A 19,194-nucleotide genomic window follows, 5' to 3' on the forward strand; every position below is an offset into this window, starting at 1 on the left:
GGTCGGTTCCTGACCTGCCGGTGAATCTCCGGACGGAAGATGACGGGGTGCGCCGCCTGCTCCGGAAGCCCGTACGGCTGGTGCCGTTGGGGTTCCTGGCGGTGATCCTGGCCGGCACCGGCCTGCTCATGCTGCCCTGGGCCACCAGCGAGCAGCGGTACACCCCGTTCGTCACCGCGCTGTTCACGTCCACGTCGGCGGTGTCGGTGACCGGGATGGCGGTGACCGACACGCCGAACTACTGGAACGGCTTCGGACTCGTGATGATCACCGTGCTGACGCAGCTCGGTGGTCTGGGCATCCTGACCGGGGCGTCGCTGGTGATCCTGGCCGTCTCCCGCCAGCTCGGCCTGCGGAACCGGCTGCTCGTGCAGGCGGAGACCGCCGAGTTCGGCCTCGGCGACGTACGCCGGCTGCTGCTGCGCATCGCGGCGACCGTCTTCGTCACCGAGGCGCTGATGACGGTGGTGATCGCCGCGCGCCTGTTCCTGGCGTACGACTACCGGCCGGGCCGGGCGCTCTGGTCGGCGGTGTTCCACTCGGTGCAGGCGTTCAACAACGGCGGGTTCGCGCTCTACTCCGACGGCCTGATCGCGTTCTCCCGCGACGGCTGGGTGGCGCTGCCGCTCAGCGTCGGCGCGATCATCGGCGGGCTCGGTTTCCCGGCGCTGTTCGAGGCGGTACGCGAGTGGCGGCAGCCCGCGCGCTGGGCGGTCGCCACGAAGCTGACCGTCTGGGGCAGCGTGGTACTGACCGTCTTCGGCGTCGCCTACCTGCTGATGGCAGAGTGGGGCAACCCGTTCACGATCGGCACGTACGACGTGCCGGGCAAGCTGCTGGCGTCGTTCACCCAGATCGCGTTGAGCCGTACCGGCGGCTTCGACGTCATAAGCGTCGGGCACCTCACCGACGAGAGCTACCCGATGCTGATCGGCCTGATGTTCATCGGCGGCGGCAGCGCCAGCACCGCCGGCGGCATCAAGGTCTCCACGTTCTTCCTGCTCGGCTTCGCCATCTGGGCCGAGCTGCGGGGCGAACCGGACACCACTGTCGGGCGCCGCCGGGTGGCGGCGGCCAGCCAGCGGCAGGCGCTGACCGTGGCGCTGCTGAGCGTGGCGCTCGTGGCCGGCGGGACGGTCGGCCTGATCGCGCTGACCTCGCACATATCGTTCTCGGCCGCGTTGTTCGAGGTCACCTCCGCGTTCAGCACCACCGGCCTGACCGTCGGGGTGTCCGGGCAGCTCTCGCCGCCGGGCCAGTACGTGCTGACCGCGCTCATGTACATCGGCCGGATCGGGCCGCTCACGCTCGGCTCGGCCATCGCGTTGAACACCCGTCGACGGCTGTACCGCTACCCGGAGGAGCAACCCATTGTCGGCTAGACATCCGGAGGAGACCGGCATCGCGGTGATCGGCCTGGGCCGGTTCGGCGCGCGCCTGGCGGACTCCCTGTCCCGCCTCGGTTACGAGGTGCTGGCGATCGACCACGACCCGAACCGGGTCCAGCACTGGTCGGCCGACCTGGACCGGGTGGTGCAGGCGGACAGCACCGAGGAGGTGGCGCTGCGGCAGCTCGGGCTGGCGGACTTCCGCCGGGTCGTGGTCGCGATCGGGGCGTCGCTGGAGGCGAGCGTGCTCACCGTACTGGCGCTGGCCGAGCTGGGGATCGAGCAGATCTGGGCGCGGGCCACCTCGGAGAAGCACGCGAAGATCCTGCACTCGGTGGGCGCGCACCACGTGGTCTTCCCGGAGGCGGAGACCGGCGAGCGGGTGGCGCACCTGATCGTCAGCCGGATGCTCGACTTCATCGAGTTCGACGACGACTTCGCCATCGCCAAGATCAAGGTGCCGGCGCCGCTGGTCGGGCGGTCGCTGCGCGACATCGCACCGCAGGACCGGTACGGCGTGATGGTGGTGGGTGAGAAGCAGGCCGGGGAACCGTTTCGGTACGCCGGGCCGGACACCGTGCTGGAGGCGGACAGCGTCCTCATCGTGGAGGGCGGCATCACCCAGGTGCAGCGCTTCTCCGCGCTGACCTGACCCTCAGCCCTTCTTCGGACCCTTGCCCTTGCCGTGCTCACCCCCCTTCGGCCGGTCTACTTTGCTTTTCCCTTCGGCCCCTCCTTGCCCTTGGGCTTCGGCGCGGCCTTGGGCTTCGGTTTCGCCGGCGCCGGCTTGGCCTTCGCCGGCCCGCTCTTGGTGGTGGTCTTGGTGGTCGGCTTGACCGGCGTCTTCACCGGCGGCGCGGTGGTCGGCGCCGAACCGGCGATGCCGGAGACCTGCACGCCGCAGGTGCTGCCGCCGAGCGTGAACTCCACAGGCAGCGTGTTGCTCCCGGTGTAGCGGCCGGCCAGTGTCAGCTTCGTCGACGCGCCGGGTGCCAGCGCCGGGTCCGTCGCCGGTGCGGCGATCGACACGGTACGCCCCGCCTGACGTGCCGGGGGCTGGGCCGTGGTGACCGTCTGCTTGCCGGGGAACGTGAAGTTCATGGTCCAGCCGCGCAGTTCCCGGTCGCCGGTGTTGGTGAGCGTCAGCTCGGCGGAGAAGTCCTTGCCGGTGTCGCGGCGCAGCGAGTAGTCGACGGCACAGGGGATCGGCTCGGGCAGGCTCATCCGCGCCTCGGTCGGTTCCACCCCGCCGCTGGCCGGGCTCCGCGACGTCAGCCCCCACAGCGTGGCGGTAACGGCGATCAGCCCGACGGCGGCGACCCCGGCCTCCACCTTGCGCCGCCGCGCCACCGCCCGCCTCGTGCGGGTCCGTACCACCGAGAACGGCAGCGCGTCGGTCTCCGCCGACCAGGGCAGGATCGTGGTGCCGGCGTTCTCGGCGAGCGCCGGGTCCATCCGGCCGAACGCCGGCGACACCGGCACGATCGCCGCGATACCCGCTGCCTCGGCGAGCGTACGGGCCACCTCGGCGGTCGCCGGGCGGTCCTCGGGGCGCTTCGCCAGGCACCGCTGTACCAGCGCGGCGACCGGCTCGGGCAGGCCCGGCACCGCGGGCATCGGGTCCGGGTCGCGATACATGTGCGCGCGCAGCATCTCGGTGGTGGTGCTGGCCTGCCACGGCAGACGGCCGGTGAGCATCCGGTAGAGCAGCAGCCCCACCGCGTACACGTCGGTGGCGGGCGAGACGTGCCCGTTGTCCAGCCGCTCCGGCGCGAGGTAAGCCGGCGTGCCGAGCAGCGCGCCGTCCGGCCCCTTGTCGCTCTCCCCCACCAGCGCCGAGATGCCGAAGTCGACGACCTTCACCCCGGTCGGGGTCAGCATCACGTTGCCCGGTGTGACGTCCCGGTGCACCACGCCACGGGCGTGCGCGGCGGCCAGCGCCGAGGCGACCTCCGCGCCGATGGTCATGGCCTCCCGCCAGGGAAGCTGCCCGTCGCGGCCGAGCCGCCCGCTGAGCGGACCGCCGTCGACAAGCTCCATGACCACGTACGGCACGGTCAGGCCGACCTGCACGGACTCGCCGTAGTCGTACACGTTTGTGATGTTGGGGTGGCACAGCCGCGCGGCGGCCTGCGCCTCCACCCGGATCCGGTGCCGGAACGCCTTGTCGCTGGCCAGCCGCGAGGCCAGCACCTTGACCGCCACCTGACGGCCCAGCACCTCGTCGTAGCCGCGCCAGACGACCGACATGCCGCCCGCGCCCAACTGCTCGACGAGCCGATATCGCTCGCCGAGCAGTTGCACGCCGTTCCTGACCGGTCCACCCATGGTCGGTCCTGTTGCCCGAAGTCGACCCTGGTACACCTCAGCGGTCGGAATCGGTCAGGAAAGTCACCCGTTCAGGCGGTCGCGAGCAGTTGGTCCACCGGCGCGTAGTCGTCGGTGAGCACCATCGCGTCGCCCACCCATGCGGTCACCGCCGCCTCGTCCATCAGCGAGGCCGGCTCGGGCAGCAGCTTGAGGCCGGGCGGGATCGCGGCGAGCGGCAGCGGCGCGTCCGAGGCGACGATCACGAAGTTGGCGCCCTGCTTCCCGTCGATCGCGCCGGGCGGGGCGATCAGCGCGACGTGCGCGAACTCGGCCTTCACGGTGGCCAGTTCGGCCCGGATGAACCGGCCCGGCGGGTAGTCGATGACGTTCTGCACGTAGATGCCGTCCGGGCGCAGCACCCGCCGGATGTCGGCGGCCATCTCCCGGGTCGCCAGGTGCCACGGCACGACCAGGTGGCCGAACGCGTCGCCGACGATGAGGTCGCGGCTGTCGGCCGGCTCGCCGCGCAGCAGCACCCGCGCGTCGCCCACCTCGGCGCGCATCCCCGATCCGGTACGCAGGCCCAGCTCCCGCCGGTCCAGCTCGACCAGGCCGCCGTCCAGCTCGAACACCAGGTTGTCGGTGCCGGGCCGGGTCGCGGCCAGGTAGTGCGGCACGGTGAAGCCGCCGCCGCCCAGGTGCAGCGCGTCGATCGGCTGCTTCGCCGGCCGCGCCACGTCCGCGACCAGGCCGATCCACTGCGTGTACGCGTACTTCAGGTGGGTCGGCTCGCCCAGGTCGACGTACGAGTGCTCGGCCGAGTTGAGGTAGAGCGTGCGTCCCTGCGGCCACGACGGGTCCACCTCGACCCGGGCGCAGTGGTAGGCGGTCTCCACGTCGCACGGGTTCGGCGCCGCGGCGGTGAGCCCGGCGGCGGCGAGGCCGAGCAGCGCCAGCGCGGCCTTGACCCGGCCCGGCGCGGACAGCCCGCTCGGGCCGGCCTGCCGGCGCAGCCAGAAGCCGAGCGCCAGCCCGGTCACGCCGAGCACGGCGGCCAGCCCCAGCACGATGACGGTGCTGGACAGCGCCGCCACCAGCACGAAGCCGGTGCCGAGCGTGGCGGTGATGCCGCCGAGCGTGCCGATGCCGGACAGTTTGCCCACCACCTGCCCGGTGCGGCGCAGGTCGGCGAGCTGGAGCTTCACCACGAGCGGGGTGATCCCGGCCAGCAGCGCGGCCGGCAGCAGGACGGTGAGCGCGGTCAGCAGGAGCACCGCGCTCGCCGCGCCGCCGCGCAGCACCTCACCGGCGTACCTGACGATCGGCAGCGTGACCGCGGTGGCGATGCCGGCCAGCACCAGCGCCGGGGCGAGCAGGGTGCGCGGGTCACGCCGGTCGGCGAGCCACCCGCCGAACCACGCCCCGTACGCGATGGCGGCCAGCGCCATGCCGATCACCGAGCTGGTCACCTGGAGGGTCACCCCGACGTACGGGCCGACCAGGCGCAGCGACACGGTCTCCAGCACCAGCACGGCACCGCTGGAGAGGAAGACGAGGAACGCGGCGAGCCCGTTGGGCAGGGCCCGGGGCGGGACCGGGGCGTCGGCCGCCGGTCCCGCGATGACGTCTGACGATGTGCTGCTCACCGTGGCGATGCTACGCAGCGCTCGCGGCGGGCCGGGTCAATACATCGAGATGTGAACATGGTTTGTGTGGTCCGCTGCCGGGCTGCCACCGCCGCTGTACGCGCGCCAGCCGGTGTTCGGCATCCAGATCTGCCGATACCAGATGACGTACATGATGCCGAGTCGGTTGGCGTTGTTCTTCGCCCAGGCGGCGAGGCTGTCGCCGTACGCCTTGTCGCCGCCGGTGGCGGTCTTGTCCTCGAACCCGCCGCTGGCGGCGGAGAAGTCGCAGGCCCGGCCCTTGGGGTGCTCGCCGCCGCCACCGCTGCGGTGACACGAGGCGTAGCGCTTGTAACCGGCCGACTTGGCCTGCTGGAGCATGTGCAGCGTGCGCGGCGTGATGCAGCCGGACGCGGGCGTCGGGTCGTCCACCGAGCAGGACTCCGACGGCCACGAGCCGTCCGAGTTGCGCGGGGCGGGCTTCGCCGACGAGGAGGTGCCGTTGAATCCGGACCCGGCGCCGGAGCTGACCTTCGCCAGCGCCACCTCGGCGTCCTTCTTCTTGCGGGCCTGCACCGCGACCTGCTTGGCCTGCTCGCGCACCTCGGCGTCGATGGCGAGTTTCGCCTCGGCCGCCTGCGCCTTCGCGTCGGCCAGCTCCCGCAGCCGCTTGCTGTCCCGCTGGGCCATCACGTCCAGCTCGGCCGCGCGCTTGAGGAAGTCGTTCGGGTCGGCGCTGGCGAGCAGCATCGACGTCGCGGTCAGCCGGCCCATCCGGTACGACTGCGCGGCGACCTCACCGGCCTGCGCGCTGAGCCCGACGAGGCGTACCTCGACGTCCTTGAGCTGGGCGGCGAGCGCCTTCTGCCGGCGCTTGGAGTTCTCCAGCTTGTTCTGGGCCTCGATGTGGCCCTTCGCCGCCGCCTCCAACGCCGCCCGCAGCTGCTTGCTGCCGCCCTCGTTCGGGGCGTTCGGGCTGGGTACGGCGGCGGCCGGGCCGGCGGCCACGCCGGAGCCGAGCAGCACGGCCACCGCGGCGAGCGCGGCGAGCAGCGACCGCCGGACGCGCCGGCCGGTAGGGCTGGTCCTGGGCACGTGTTGGTCCTTCCGTCGACCGCCGGCCCCCGTACACCGAGCGGCGTCTCCGCCGGCGCCGGACGGCGGCCTGCTGGCGGAGACCGCCGGTCACGATACCGGACCACACGCGACGCGCCAGGCCGGCGACGGCGTACGGCGTCCGACATCGACGCAGCGTGCCGCGCCCGTCGCACTACGCCGCTCAACCGCCCAGCAGGGCGGCGCTCACCTCGTCCCAGATCTCCGGGCTCGACGCCACCAGCAGTCCCCGGCCGTCGTCGGCCGGGTGGTAGTCGGCGCCGTCGAACCGGCGGGCCACGCCACCGGCCTCGCGCACCAGCAACGTGCCGGGTGTGTGGTCCCACGGCAGGGTGCGCCAGAACAGCACGAACTGCTGCTCGCCGGTGAGCACGTCCAGGTATTCCCGGCCCGCGCAGTGCTGGCCGGGCAGCAGCTCACCGATGCGGCGGCCGCCCTCCTCCACCCGGCGGCGGAAGTCCGGCGGCAGGAACTTCGTCGCCGCGGTGCCGCGCAGCGCGCCCACCCGCGGCTCGGCCGGCGGCGCGCTCAGCGACGCCCCGTCCAGCTCGGTGCCGGCGCCGAGCCGACACGCCGCCATCGTGCCGTCGAGCGGGTCGTACACCCAGGAGGCCACCGGTACGCCGTCGGTGAGCAGCGCCGCCATCAGCGCGAACGGCCGGCGACCGGCGGCGAAGTTGGAGGTGCCGTCGACCGGGTCGACGAGCCACACGTCGCCGCTGCCGCGCAGGTGCCGCAGCAGGTCCGGGTCCTCGGCGACGGCCTCCTCGCCGACCACCACCGAGCCGGGACGCAGCCGCCGCAGGCCCTCGGAGATCAGCACCTCGGCCTCGCGGTCGGCGACGGTGACCACCTCGCCCGGCGCCTTCTCGGAGATGTCGGACGCGTCGAGCCGGCGGAACAACGGCACGACGACCTTGGCCGCCGCCTCCTTCAGCAGCGCGCCGACGTCGTCCAGCAGCGGGTCAGCCACGCGGCGGCAGCTTGACCACGCTGACGAAGAACTCGTCGATCTGGCGGACCACCGAGATGAAGCGCTCGAAGTCCACCGGCTTGGTCACGTAGGCGTTGGCGTGCAGCTGGTAGCTGCGCAGGATGTCCTCGTCGGCCTGCGAGGTGGTGAGCACCACGACCGGGATGCGGCGCAGTTCCTCGTCCTTCTTGATCTCCTTGAGCACCTCCCGGCCGTCGCGGCGGGGCAGGTTCAGGTCGAGCAGGATCAGGTCGGGCGTCACCGCGTCCGCGTACCGGCCCTCGCGGCGCAGGTAGGCGAGCGCCTCGGCGCCGTCGGAGACGACGGTGAGGCGGTTGCGGAGCTTGTGCTCCTCGAACGCCTCCTGGGTCATCAGCACGTCGCCGGGGTCGTCCTCGACGAGCAGGACCTCGATCGGGCTCTTGCCGTCCGCGGGCGCGGTCATGCCACCGTCTCCTTCATGCCACCGTTTGTACCGTGTCGGTCCGCCTCCGCGGGCGGCTCTTCGCGTGCCTCGCCGTCCGGCTGCCGCCCGGCGTCCGCCGGGTCACCGTCGGCGGCCGGCGCGTCGGCCGGTTCCGCGGCATCCGCCGTGTCCTCGTCCGCCGCCTCCGCCGCCTTGGCGGCCTCGATGTCGGCCTCCAGCGCGGGCAGCGTGAACCGGATGGTGGTGCCCTCGTCGGTGTCGGTGTCCACCCAGACCCGGCCGCCGTGATATTCCACGATCTTCTTGACGATGGCCAGCCCGATGCCGGTGCCCGGGTACGCGTCCTTGGAGTGCAGCCGCTGGAAGATCACGAAGATCTTGTCGGCGAACTCCGGCTCGATCCCGATGCCGTTGTCCCGGCAGCTGATCTCCCACTCGCCGTCCACCAGCCGCGCCGACACGTGCACCTTCGGCGGCACGTCGGGCCGGCGGAACTTCACCGAGTTGCTGACCAGGTTGACCAGCAGGTTCGTCAGCAGCGGTTCCTCGCCGCGGATGGTGGGCATCTCGCCCCAGGTCAGGTCCGCGTCGGCGTACTGCAACGCCGCCTCGGTCTGCCCCGCCACGTCGCCCATCACCTTGTTCAGGTCGACCTCGGTGAAACCGGTGGTCAACCGGCCGATCCGGGAGAACGCCAGCAGGTCGTTGATCAGCCGCTGCATGCGCTGCGCGCCGTCCACCGCGAACGCGATGTACTGGTCGGCCCGCTCGTCGAGCTGCCCGGCGTAGCGCCGCTGCAGCAGCTGGCAGAAGCTCGCCACCTTGCGCAGCGGCTCCTGGAGGTCGTGCGAGGCGACGTACGCGAACTGCTCCAGGTCACGGTTGGAGCGGGTCAGCTCCTCGGCCTGCTTCTGCAACTGGCTGTTGACCCACTCGATGCGCTCCCGCGCCTCGCGTACCTCGTCCAGCTCGCGGGCGATCTTCATCCGCATCTGGTCGATGTCGTCGGCGAGGCGACGGAACTCCGGCGGGCCGGACCCCTCGATGCGGTGCCGGTAGTCGCCGTCGGCCACCTCGCGTACCTGGCCGACCAGGTCGGCCAGCGGGCGGATCAGGATCCGGTCCAGCGAGACCAGCATGACCACGCCGGCCGTCGTCACCACCAGCGCGGCGATGATCAGCAGCACGACCAGCGTGTTGCTCGTCTCGTTGACCCGGTCGGCGGTCTCCTGCCGGACCGTGAGGATCTCGTCCTGGAGCGTGTTCACCGACGTGCGGATGCCGTCGAACTGCTGGCGCGTCGCATCAGTGATCAGCGCCTGGCCGGCCGCCGGGCCGTCCCGCTCGACTGTGGTGATCACCGGCTCGGCCACCTGGGTCCGCCACTGCGCGGTCTGCTGCTCCACCACCTCCAGCGACCGGCGCACGTCCGGGTAGTCGGCGGAGAGATCGCGGATCGAGGTGACCAGGCTCTGCTCGCGCCGCACGCCCTCCCGATAGGGCTCCAGGTCGCTGCGGTCCCCGTTCACCGCGTACCCGCGCACCGAGGTCTCCTGGTCGAGCAGCACGCTCATCAGTTCCTGCGCCTGGACGCGCAGCGGACCGGTCTTGAGCAGCACCGCGTCGATGTTCTGCCGGTTCTGCGCGGCGACCGCCGCCTCCGCACCGGCCAGCCCGAGCAGCAGCACCACCACCACGCCGAGCAGCGCGGCCACCCGCCGCCGCAGGGTCCACCCCTGCTGGTACGCCTTCACAGCTTCCTCCCCGTAGCCCTTCAACGACCACTACCGCGGGTCACCAGCAACATCGCCACGTCGTCGGCCAGCGGGCCACCGTTTATCTGCTCGGCCCGTCCGACCAGCCAGGCGGGTAGCTCGGCCAGCGGCACCGCCCGGTTCGCCGGGTCGGCGAGCAGCCCGGTCAGGCCCGGTACGTCGAGCCGTTCGTCACCGCCGTCCACCCGGCCCTCGATCAGGCCGTCGGTGTACATCAGCAGGGACCAGTCGTCGGTGTCGAACTCCAGGTCGAAGGCGACCGGGCGGCGCGGGCGTACGCCCAGCAGCAACCCGCCCTTGGCCGGCACCGGCGCGACAGTCCCGCCGCTGAGCAGCAGCGGCGGCGGATGACCGGCGAGGCGTACGGTGGCCCGCGCCGACGCCAGGTCGAGCCGGGTGGTGGCCACCGTCGCGAAGATCTCCTGGAGGCGGCGCTCGCTCATCAGCACCTGCTCCAGCGCGGGCAGCACCTCGTCGTCCGGCACCCCGGCCAGCACCAGCGCCCGCCAGGCCACGCGCAGTTCGACGCCGAGCGCCGCCTCGTCCACGCCGTGCCCGCAGACGTCGCCGACGATCAGGTCGATCCGGTCCGGCCGGGTCTGCACCACGTCGTAGAAGTCGCCGCCGATCAGCGCGGCATGCCGGCCGGGCCGGTAGAACGTGTGCACCGACACCTCGTCGGTGGTCATCAGCGGCTGCGGCAGCAGGCCGCGTTCCAGGCGGGCGGACTCGGCCTGGCGCAGCTCCACCTCGCGCAGCCGGCGGGCGTTCTCGTCGGCGCGCTTGCGCTCGACCGCGTACCGCAGCGCCCGGGTCAGCAGGACCCCGTCGACCTGGCCCTTGACCAGGTAGTCCTGCGCGCCCTCGGCGACCGCGACGATGCCCAGGTGCTCATCCGAGCGGCCGGTCAGGACGCAGACGGCGGCGCCGCTGGCCATCTCCAGCACCCGGCGCAGGCCGTCCAGGCCCTGCGCGTCCGGCAGGCCCAGGTCGAGCAGGACGCAGTCCACGCCCATCACCCGCTGCCGGGCCTCGCTGAGGCTGGTGGCGACCAGCAGGTCGATCATCGAGTTGGTCTCGGCGAGCAGCTCGCCGACCAGGAAGGCGTCGCCCTCGTCGTCCTCGACCAGCAGCACCCGCAGCCGCTCGCCCGGCGGTACGCCGCCGTGCAGCCCCGCCCCGGCCGACGGCACGTAGGCGGCACCCGACGCGCCGGCCCCACGGACCGGTCGGGTCACCGCCGCGAGACGCGGGAGTTCGCTGGTGATGTCGGACTCCTTCCGAATGCCCTGCTGATCCTGGCTGACACAACGGTCCCACCCCGACAGCGGCACGGTCGACCCACGATGTTACGCCGGGAGCGCTGTCACGCCCGCAGCGCACCGACCGAGGACTGCCGCCGCGGCCCTCGGGGGTGCAGGATGATCCCCACCCCGTAGATCCACCCCGAGGAGTCCCTGTGGGCGCACCCCCCACCCGCCCCGCCGACCGCGCGTTCAGCAGGCCCCGCCGCCGGCCGATCGCCGCCCTGGCCGCGCTCGTCGCGCTGCTCGCCGTCGGGGCGGGCGTCCTGGTCGGCCTCTCCACCCCGGCGCCACGTCCGGCGGACGCGCCCGCCGGCGACTTCAGCGCCGCCCGGGCGTTCCGCAACGTCGAGGTGATCGCCGCCGAGCCGCACGTGGCGGGCAGTGCCGCAAACGACCGGGTACGCGAGCACCTGGTGGCGACGCTGCGCGGGCTGGGCCTTCAGACCGAGGTGCAGGACACGGTCGCGCCCGAGGCCGGGCAGCTGTCCGGCGCGGCGGGCGGGGCGACGCTGGCCCGGGTCCGCAACGTGGTGGCCCGGCTTCCCGGCACCGACCCGACCGGGAAGGTGTTCCTGGTCTCGCACTACGACTCGGTGCAGACCGGGCCGGGCGGCAACGACGACGCGGCCGGCACCGCCGCGATCCTGGAGGTGGCCCGGGCGCTGACCACCGGCCCGCGCCCCCGCAACGACATCGTCTTCGTGCTGACCGACGCGGAGGAGGCGTGCCTGTGCGGGGCCGCCGGGTTCGCCGGCGACCATCCGCTCGCCCGCGACGGCGGGGTGGTGCTCAACCTGGAGGCGCGTGGCTCCACCGGCCCGGTGATCATGTTCGAGACGTCCCGGGACAACGCGAAGCTGGTCGAGATCTTCGGCAGGGCCGCGCCGCACCCGGTGGGCACCTCGTTCGCGGTGGAGATCTACCGGGCGCTGCCGAACGACACCGACTTCACCGCGTTCCTGGACCGGAAGTTCGTCGGGCTGAACTCCGCGTACATCGACGGCGGCGCGATCTACCACACCCCGCTGGACGTGCCGGCCCGGATGGACCGGGGCAGCCTCCAGATGCACGGTGACAACGCGCTCGGCCTGGCCCGCGAGTTCGGCCGTACCGATCTGAGTGACCTGAGCGCCGACCACGACGACACCTACTTCCCGGTGCTCGGCGGCCTGATCAGCTACCCCGGCTGGCTGACGGTGCCGCTGGCCGTGATCGCGCTGCTCGCCGTCGGCGCCCTCGGCTGGTTCCTGCGCCGTCGGGGCCGGGCCACCGCCGGCACGCTCGCCGCCGGCTTCGGCCTCACCCTGGTGCCGGTCGTCGTGGCACCGCTCGGCGCGTGGCTGCTCTGGGCCGCGATCACCACGATCCGCCCCGGGTACGCCGAACTGCTCGACCCGTACCGCCCGGTCTGGTATCGGCTCGCCGTCGTGGCGCTCGCCGCCGCGGTGCTGTTCTGCTGGTACGCGCTGCTGCGCCGCCGCGTCGGCCCGGCCGCGCTGGCGTTCGGCGGGCTGGCCTGGCTCGCCGTGTTCGGTGTGCTGCTCGCCGTGGCGGTACCCGGCGGGGCGTACCTGACGACACTGCCCGCCCTGGCCGGTGCGCTCGCCGGTTTCGCCGCGCTCGCCACCCGCCGCGACGGACCGTGGCCGGTGGTCGCGGTGACGCTCGCCGCCGCGGTGGCAGTGGTGATCCTGCTGCCTCCGGTGGTGCTGCTGTTCCCGGCGCTCGGCATGGGCATGGGCGCGGTAGCCGCGCTCGTCGCGGTGCTGCTCGGCCTCGCCGTACTCCCGGTGGTGGACCTGCTGCACCCCCGGGCCGGCGGCCAGCGCGGCCTGCTCGCGCTGCGCGCACGCCGGCTCGGCGCGCTGCCCGCCGCGGCCGCCGCGCTGGCGGCGGTGGTGCTCGCCGGGGTCGGCCTCGCAGTGGACCGCTTCGACGCCGCACATCCCGTGCCGACCCACCTGATGTACGCGCTGGACGCGGGCACCGGGAAGGCGGCGTGGCTGACTCGCGAGGAGAAGCCGCAGCCCTGGACCGACGGATACGTCGACCGGAGCATCTCGCTGGCCGACGACTTCCCCGGGCTGGGCGACGGCGAGATGCGCGCCGGGCCGGCCACGGCCGCGCCGCTGCCCGCCCCGAAGGTGGAGACGCTCTCCGACACCCGCGACGGTGACCAGCGTGTGCTGCGCGTGCGGGTGGTGCCGCAGCGGCAGGTACGCCTGCTCACACTGCACGTCGACACCGGCACCGCCACAGTGCGGTCCGCCACGGTGGCCGGGCGGAGCGTGCCGGTCGAGCCGGGCGACGGGAAGTGGGGGTTCGGGATCGTGTTCCACGCCCCGCCGCCGGAGGGTGTCGAGGTCACGCTGACGCTCGTGCCGCGCGGCGGTGCCGTATCGGTGCGGGCGATGGACGCCAGTGACGGGGTCTCCGGGGTGCCCGGGTTCCGGAAGCGGCCGGCGGGTGTGGGAGTGGTCGGCTCGCACAGTTCGGAGATGCTGGCGGTGGCGCGCACGTACCCGCTCTGACCGCCGCTTGATCGACACCAGCGCTTGATCGACACCACCTCGCCGAAGTGGCGGTATCCGCGCGCCGTGATACCGCCACTTCGGCGTACTGGAGTCGGCATGATCCCGCGAGCGGGTCTGACAGCGTCAGTGGATCTCCCTAGCATCGGTGCCGTGGGATACAACGTGGAGCCGTCCGGCCGCCTGCACCTTCCCGAGGGCGACGAGGCGGCCGCTCTCGCCGCTGTCCGGGTCGCCTGCTCCCAGCGGGACGGCTGGTTCGACCCGGACCTGCCACCCACGCCCGAGACGTTGACCGACATGGCGTGGGTGGGTGCGGCCACGTTCGTCCGCGACGGCGACTGGATCGAGGTCGGCCAGAGCCGGGACGACTTCAAGTGGTCGGGCCAGGCCATCGCCTTCTACGTCGCGCTGGCCCCGTTCGTACGCGCGGGAACCGTCCGGTTCGAGGGCGAGACGGGCGAACGCTGGTCCTACACCTACGCCGACGGCGGGATCACGCAGCAGGGATACAACGGCTGGGACGGCTCCACCGAGCTGGCCGGCTGAGGGCATGGACTTCTTCTGCTACCACCGGGACCGGCACGGCTCGAAGGCGTTGCGGAGTGACCTGGTCGAGGAGCACTGGGCCTACATGGACCGGTTCGCGGAGCAGATGATCGCGCGCGGCCCGACCCTTGCCGTCGACGGCACTCCGACGGGAAGCGTGCACCTCCTGGGCCTGCCCGGCCTCGCCGACGCGCGGGCGTTCGCCTTCGACGAGCCCAACTACCAGGCCGGCGCGTACCGGGACGTGATGCTGCGCCGGTGGCGGAACATGCTGGACCGCACCATGTGGGACTTCCCCGGCGGCCGGACCGGCGGCAACCGCTACCTGGTGCTGGGCCTCGGCCCGGAGCAGGACGACGGCCCGGTGCTTCCGCAGCGGCAGGACGAGTTGATCGCGTACGGGCCGTTGCTGTCCGACGACGGCGTGACGTGGGTGGGGACGGCGGCGCTGGTGCGGGCGACCGGGCCGGACGAGGCGCGCGCCGTGCTGGCCGCTGACCGGTACGCCGAGGTTGAGGTGCACAACTGGGTGTTCGGCGGCCGCCCGGCGTAACCGGCTACTCGTGATCTCCCAACCGGGTCTCACGGTATCCCCTTATGTCGTAGGCGACGTGCGGCTCGGCGAACTGCACAGGCTCTGTCGGTGCCGGCGAGGGCGGTTCGCCGACTGGGGCACGCCGCCGAGTGTCCACAGGTGGCTAGGCTGGCGACGTGCCAAGCGATCCGGAGTGTGTGCGGCAGGCGCTGGCGATGTGGGACGGTTTCCCCGTTCACCGCGAGCCGCGTCCGGTCGTGCTGACAGCGATGGGCATCAGAGCGCTCGACCGACTCATGGTGGACACGCAGTGGCGGTCGTTGTTCGACGCCCCCGGCGTCCCGGAGTCCGAGTTGCCGCCGGAGATCGCGCCGGCCGCCGTCGACTACTGCCGTGACGTGCAGAGCGGAGCGCAGAGACCGCTGGCGAACATCATCCGGGCGAACGGACCGTTCGCCACCGACCGGGGCACGCGCGAACTCCCGGCGTGGATGATGCACCCCGACGACCGGCGATGGCCGTTCATCGCCTTGGACCCGGACTTCGAACGTCGGATGACGTGGCGGCCACCCGGCGTAGGAGCCGCTCATCACGAGGAGGCCGTGCTCGCGCACGATGGGCGCACCCTGACGTTCCGATTCATCGGAACGCCCGCGCAATACGCCGACTACCCCGACGCCGAGGTGTTCGAGACGGACACGGCGGTGCTCGTCGAGCCGGTGGAGGTCGCCCGCGACGGGAACGGTTATCGGCTGGACTACGCCGAGGAGCGCGAGGTGGTGGTGCGCCTGGCCGCTCCGCTCGGCAACCGGGTCCTGATCGGCGTCGGGCACGGTCCCGGAACAACCACCTTCGGCCTCCCCATAACGGTGCTCACCGCAGCCTGACCTGGTGAGCAGACGCGAAGGCGCCACCACCCCAGAGCGCCTGAGCGCTGGCCGGATGCGACCGGGTGTGCCGTCCGAGCACGTCAAGCCGTCCCGGGCGTTGATCGACGGCGTCTGTGCTCCCAACGGGCTCGTCGCTCGGCATAGGCACGCCGCGCATCCGACAGACTGAGCGAACCGTTGGGGCCACCCCGCACCGTGTCCGCGTCCTCGTCGTCCTGCCCGTCGTCCTCCCAACCGCACACGAAGCAGATCTCGAACTGACCTCGCCCTTCGAGCGTCGGGTGCCGGCAGCAGGGACACGCGTAGGGTTCGCCACCCGCCTCGGCCACCACAGAACGCTGGTTCAGCCCCTCGACGTACTGCTCAAACCACCTGGTGCGACGCGCGAGTTCTTCTGCGGACGGCCCCTCCTGCTTGCCGGCATGCTCGTCCATCCTCTGCACCTCGCCTCGTCGATCGGTTGAAGTGACCGGGATACCGCTACTTCCAGCGGAAGTGCACGAAAAGGCGGCCGAAGTTCTTCGAGTCCTTCTCGACCCGGTGGTAGAGCTGCTTCACGTCCTTCTGGTCGAGGAAGCGCAGCACCTTCTTCTTCAACGCGCCGGAGCCCTTGCCCGGGATGATCTCCACGAGCGTGGCCTTCTTCGCCACCGCCTCGTCCATGATCCCGCGCAGCGCACGATCGATGTCGTGGCCCTTGTTGTAGATGTCGTGGAGATCGAGCTTGAGCTTCACGGTCCCATCCTAGGTACGCCGAAGGGCAGCCCGGGCGGGCTGCCCTTCCGCGTCATCGGTCAACGACCGACCTTGCCCTCCACCCGGCGCAGCGCGGTGGCGTAGTCGGTGTTCGTCGAGTACATCGCTGCCGCGATGCGCAGGTGCCGCAGCGCGTCCACCGGCCGGTTCATCCGCTCCAGCGTGCGGCCGAGCACGTGGTGCGCGTAGTGGTCGCTCGGGTCCCGGTCGACCAGCTCGCGCAGCTGCTCCTCGGCCCGGTTGAGCTGGGCCGACTGGAAGTACGCGCGGGCCAGCAGCTGCCGGACCGAGGAGTTGTCCGGCTCCGCCTCGATGATCGGTTCGAGCAGCCGGGCCGCTCCGGTCGGGTCACCCGCTTCGAAGAACATGGTCGCCCGCCGGTACTCCGCCAGAAGATCCACTCGACCCACCTCCTCGTGTCGCGCCAGGCCCTAGGTCCGACGCTGGCACAACACCGGCGCGAGCGCGAGTGTTCCTGCCCCGCGAAGATCAGGTGGTCGGGTCGTACCGGCCGCCGATCAGGTCCCAGGCCCGGACACCACCGACGATTCCGGCAGTGTTCGGGACGATCACCACGTCGTCGCCCATCCGGGCCACCTGCTCGGGCCGGATCAGCCGCGAGTTGCCGCCGCCGAGATACAGCCGGTCCCAGCGGAACACCGGCCGCAGGCCGTCCACCACCTGCCGGATCCGCCGCGACCAGAACGCGTCGCCGAGCCGCCGCCGTTCCGGCTCCCCCACGTACGTGTCGTACGTGGTGTTCCACCGCACCGGTGCGTGCGACAGCTCCAGGTGCGGCGCCAGCACCCCGCCGTCGAACAACGCGCTGCCCAGCCCGGTGCCGAGCGTCAGCACCAGCTCGCAGCCGGTCCCGGCGACCACGCCCGCGCCGTGCACCTCGGCGTCGTTCAGCACCAGCGCCGGCACACCGAACGCCTCGGCCAGCGCGGTGCGCGCGTCGTACCCGGACCACTCGGCCAGAAGTTCGGGATCGACGCGGCTGCGCGGCCCGGAGCGGGTCACGTAGTGCGGCGTCGCCACCACGACGCCGTGCCGGATCATGCCGGGCATGCCGACGGTGAGCCGGTCCGCCGCGGGCAGGCGGGCACCGAGATCCAGCAGCGTCTTGACGAACAAGGCCGGCGGCAACGGGTACGGCGTGGGCACGCGCAGCGGCCGTGCGCGCATGGTTCCGGCGGCATCCAGTACGGAGGCCTTGATCCCGCCGCCACCACAGTCGATCGCCAGTGTGGTCACCACGGCTGTGAGTCTCCCTCAGACCGGCGCCGCCGCGAGCGCGGGTCACGGTAATCCGGATGCGCCCGCCGGTAGGCTCGGTCATCTGATGAGCGCCACGTTGATCGCCAAGGACCTCACCGCCGGCCACGGTGACCGCCTCCTCTTCGAAGACCTCGACCTGGTCGTCGCGCCCGGCGACGTGGTGGGGCTGGTCGGGGTCAACGGCGCTGGCAAGTCCACGCTGCTGCGTACCCTCGCCGGTCTTGTCCCCCGCGAGCAGGGCTCGGTCTCGCTCAGCCCGCCCACGGCGACGGTCGGCTACCTGCCGCAGGAGCCGGAGCGCCGGCCCGGCGAGACGGTCCGCGAGTTCCTGGCCCGGCGCACCGGGGTGACCGCCGCGCAGGCCGCGCTTGATGCCGCCACCGAGGCGCTCACCGCCGGGGCGGCGGGCGCCGACGACGCGTACGCGAACGCTCTGGAACGCTGGCTCGACCTCGGCGGCGCGGATCTGGACGAACGGGCCGCGCAGGTCACCGCGGAGCTGGGTCTCGACGTCGGCCTCGACCATCCGATGACCGGCCTGTCCGGCGGGCAGGCCGCCCGCGCCGGGCTCGCGTCGTTGCTGCTCAGCCGGTACGACGTCTTCCTGCTCGACGAGCCCACAAACGACCTCGACCTGGCCGGGCTGGACCGGCTGGAACGCTTCGTCACCGGGCTGCGCGCCGGGACCGTGGTGGTCAGCCACGATCGCGAGTTCCTCACCCGCACGGTCACCCGGATCGTCGAGCTGGACCTGCACCAGCGGCAGGTCAACCACTACGGCGGTGGCTACGCGGCCTACCTGGAGGAGCGGGAGGTGGCGCGCCGGCACGCCCGCGAGGAGTACGAGGAGTACGCCGACACGAAGGCCGACCTGGAGGCGCGTGCCCGCACCCAGCGGGCGTGGATGGAGAAGGGCGTCAAGAACGCCCGCCGCAAGGCCACCGACAACGACAAGATCGGCCGCAAGTACCGCGCCGAGTCGACCGAGAAGCAGGCCGCGAAGGCCAAGCAGACCGCCCGGCTGATTGAGCGGCTGGAGGTGGTCGAGGAGCCGCGCAAGGAGTGGGAGCTGCGGATGGAGATCGCCGCCGCGCCCCGCGCCGGCGCCGTCGTGGCCTCGCTCCGAGGAGCAGTGGTACGCCGTGGCGGCTTCACGCTCGGGCCGGTGGACCTGCAGATCGACTGGGCCGACCGGGTGGCGATCACCGGGGCGAACGGCTCCGGCAAGAGCACCCTGCTCGCCGCGCTGCTCGGCCGGCTGCCACTGGACGAGGGGCACGCAGCGCTCGGCCCGGGTGTGGTGGTGGGCGAGGTCGACCAGGCCCGAGGGCTGTTCCTCGGCGACCAGCCGCTGCTCGACGCGTTCGGCGCCGCCGTACCGGACCTGGCCCCGGCCGACGTGCGCACGCTGCTGGCGAAGTTCGGGCTGCGCGCCGACCACGTGCTGCGGCCGGCGGCGACGCTGTCGCCCGGCGAGCGGACCCGGGCCGCGCTGGCCCTGCTCCAGGGGCGCGGCGTGAACCTGCTGGTGCTCGACGAGCCGACGAACCACCTCGACCTGGCCGCGATCGAGCAGCTGGAGTCGGCGCTGGCCACCTATCCCGGCACGCTGCTGCTGGTGACCCACGACCGGCGGATGCTCGACGCGGTGAGCGTGAACCGGCGGCTGCGCGTCGCGGACGGACGGATCGCCGAACACTGATCCGTGCCGACCGGCGCGCGCGGGTCCAC

General features: G+C 72.4%; 18 protein-coding genes. 7 read left to right on the forward strand and 11 right to left on the reverse strand.

Features of this window, described 5'->3' with window-relative positions:
• Positions 1 to 47 precede the first annotated feature (47 nt).
• Together O7611_RS25410 and O7611_RS25415 are read left to right on the forward strand one after the other, a co-directional pair.
• Entirely contained in the window at positions 48 to 1,382 is a 1,335-nt protein-coding gene (locus tag O7611_RS25410) for a TrkH family potassium uptake protein (RefSeq protein WP_269697693.1), read from the forward strand.
• Positions 1,372 to 2,040, forward strand: coding sequence for a potassium channel family protein (locus tag O7611_RS25415; protein ID WP_194801482.1), 669 nt, complete (start codon positions 1,372 to 1,374; stop codon positions 2,038 to 2,040). The genes O7611_RS25410 and O7611_RS25415 overlap by 11 nt, the downstream gene beginning before the upstream one ends.
• A 56-nt stretch (positions 2,041 to 2,096) precedes the next feature.
• Here O7611_RS25415 and O7611_RS25420 read toward each other — a convergent pair whose 3' ends face one another.
• From O7611_RS25420 to O7611_RS25450, 7 genes are all read right to left on the reverse strand, one after another.
• A complete protein-coding gene (locus O7611_RS25420; protein WP_269697694.1) occupies positions 2,097 to 3,716 on the reverse strand; it encodes a serine/threonine-protein kinase in 1,620 nt (539 codons plus the stop codon).
• Between the two features lie 71 nt (positions 3,717 to 3,787).
• On the reverse strand, positions 3,788 to 5,344 hold the full coding sequence (locus O7611_RS25425) for a fused MFS/spermidine synthase (RefSeq protein ID WP_269697695.1): 1,557 nt from the start codon (positions 5,342 to 5,344) through the stop codon (positions 3,788 to 3,790).
• 36 nt (positions 5,345 to 5,380) lie between these two features.
• The gene (locus O7611_RS25430) at positions 5,381 to 6,418 is read right to left on the reverse strand and encodes a coiled-coil domain-containing protein (RefSeq protein WP_194801485.1); all 1,038 of its coding nucleotides are present in this window, start codon (positions 6,416 to 6,418) and stop codon (positions 5,381 to 5,383) included.
• Between the two features lie 184 nt (positions 6,419 to 6,602).
• Positions 6,603 to 7,412 carry an inositol monophosphatase family protein gene (locus O7611_RS25435; RefSeq protein ID WP_194801486.1) on the reverse strand — a complete coding sequence of 270 codons (810 nt, stop codon included), beginning with the start codon at positions 7,410 to 7,412 and terminating at the stop codon, positions 6,603 to 6,605.
• The gene (locus O7611_RS25440) at positions 7,405 to 7,857 is read right to left on the reverse strand and encodes a response regulator (RefSeq protein ID WP_194801487.1); all 453 of its coding nucleotides are present in this window, start codon (positions 7,855 to 7,857) and stop codon (positions 7,405 to 7,407) included. The genes O7611_RS25435 and O7611_RS25440 overlap by 8 nt, the downstream gene beginning before the upstream one ends.
• Complete coding sequence (locus tag O7611_RS25445) at positions 7,854 to 9,593, reverse strand: sensor histidine kinase (RefSeq protein WP_194801488.1); 1,740 nt, start codon at positions 9,591 to 9,593, stop codon at positions 7,854 to 7,856. Before O7611_RS25445 ends, O7611_RS25440 begins: the two co-directional genes overlap by 4 nt.
• Before the next feature lie 20 nt (positions 9,594 to 9,613).
• Complete coding sequence (locus O7611_RS25450) at positions 9,614 to 10,852, reverse strand: PP2C family protein-serine/threonine phosphatase (protein WP_194801489.1); 1,239 nt, start codon at positions 10,850 to 10,852, stop codon at positions 9,614 to 9,616.
• A 221-nt stretch (positions 10,853 to 11,073) separates the two neighbouring features.
• Here O7611_RS25450 and O7611_RS25455 point away from each other — a divergent pair, with 221 nt between their 5' ends.
• The 4 genes from O7611_RS25455 (at position 11,074) to O7611_RS25470 (ending at position 15,423) form a co-directional block, all read left to right on the forward strand.
• Positions 11,074 to 13,452: a M28 family peptidase gene (locus O7611_RS25455; RefSeq protein WP_269697696.1), complete on the forward strand. Its 2,379-nt coding sequence runs from the start codon at positions 11,074 to 11,076 to the stop codon at positions 13,450 to 13,452.
• Between the two features lie 153 nt (positions 13,453 to 13,605).
• Complete coding sequence (locus O7611_RS25460; protein WP_194801491.1) at positions 13,606 to 14,001, forward strand: hypothetical protein; 396 nt, start codon at positions 13,606 to 13,608, stop codon at positions 13,999 to 14,001.
• 4 nt (positions 14,002 to 14,005) lie between these two features.
• Positions 14,006 to 14,554 (forward strand): YciI family protein, encoded by a 549-nt coding sequence (locus O7611_RS25465; RefSeq protein ID WP_269697697.1) that lies wholly within the window; start codon positions 14,006 to 14,008, stop codon positions 14,552 to 14,554.
• Between the two features lie 179 nt (positions 14,555 to 14,733).
• Positions 14,734 to 15,423 carry a hypothetical protein gene (locus tag O7611_RS25470; RefSeq protein ID WP_269697698.1) on the forward strand — a complete coding sequence of 230 codons (690 nt, stop codon included), beginning with the start codon at positions 14,734 to 14,736 and terminating at the stop codon, positions 15,421 to 15,423.
• Between the two features lie 83 nt (positions 15,424 to 15,506).
• Here the strand turns inward: O7611_RS25470 and O7611_RS25475 are convergent, their stop codons facing one another.
• The 4 genes from O7611_RS25475 to O7611_RS25490 form a co-directional block, all read right to left on the reverse strand.
• Entirely contained in the window at positions 15,507 to 15,860 is a 354-nt protein-coding gene (locus O7611_RS25475; RefSeq protein ID WP_269697699.1) for a CPCC family cysteine-rich protein, read from the reverse strand.
• 46 nt (positions 15,861 to 15,906) lie between these two features.
• Complete coding sequence (locus O7611_RS25480) at positions 15,907 to 16,161, reverse strand: Smr/MutS family protein (RefSeq protein WP_013288724.1); 255 nt, start codon at positions 16,159 to 16,161, stop codon at positions 15,907 to 15,909.
• Between the two features lie 59 nt (positions 16,162 to 16,220).
• Positions 16,221 to 16,583: a tetratricopeptide repeat protein gene (locus O7611_RS25485; protein WP_018787684.1), complete on the reverse strand. Its 363-nt coding sequence runs from the start codon at positions 16,581 to 16,583 to the stop codon at positions 16,221 to 16,223.
• An 88-nt stretch (positions 16,584 to 16,671) separates the two neighbouring features.
• Positions 16,672 to 17,442, reverse strand: coding sequence for an ROK family protein (locus tag O7611_RS25490; RefSeq protein ID WP_194801495.1), 771 nt, complete (start codon positions 17,440 to 17,442; stop codon positions 16,672 to 16,674).
• Positions 17,443 to 17,527: 85 nt separating this feature from the next.
• On the opposite strand from O7611_RS25490, the gene O7611_RS25495 reads away from it, so the two are divergent.
• Positions 17,528 to 19,165: an ABC-F family ATP-binding cassette domain-containing protein gene (locus tag O7611_RS25495; protein WP_269697700.1), complete on the forward strand. Its 1,638-nt coding sequence runs from the start codon at positions 17,528 to 17,530 to the stop codon at positions 19,163 to 19,165.
• The last annotated feature ends 29 nt before the right edge of the window (positions 19,166 to 19,194 follow it).

Source organism: Micromonospora sp. WMMC273 (genome assembly GCF_027460285.1).
Lineage (GTDB): Bacteria > Actinomycetota > Actinomycetes > Mycobacteriales > Micromonosporaceae > Micromonospora > Micromonospora aurantiaca.

What these genes read in the sequence shown, in the direction of transcription:
- O7611_RS25420 (WP_269697694.1), bottom strand. Translation starts at nt 3,716, where the DNA reads ATGGGTGGACCGGTCAGGAACGGCGTGCAACTGCTCGGCGAGCGATAT.
- O7611_RS25440 (WP_194801487.1), bottom strand. Translation starts at nt 7,857, where the DNA reads ATGACCGCGCCCGCGGACGGCAAGAGCCCGATCGAGGTCCTGCTCGTC.
- O7611_RS25465 (WP_269697697.1), top strand. Translation starts at nt 14,006, where the DNA reads ATGGACTTCTTCTGCTACCACCGGGACCGGCACGGCTCGAAGGCGTTG.
- O7611_RS25475 (WP_269697699.1), bottom strand. Translation starts at nt 15,860, where the DNA reads ATGGACGAGCATGCCGGCAAGCAGGAGGGGCCGTCCGCAGAAGAACTC.
- O7611_RS25495 (WP_269697700.1), top strand. Translation starts at nt 17,528, where the DNA reads ATGAGCGCCACGTTGATCGCCAAGGACCTCACCGCCGGCCACGGTGAC.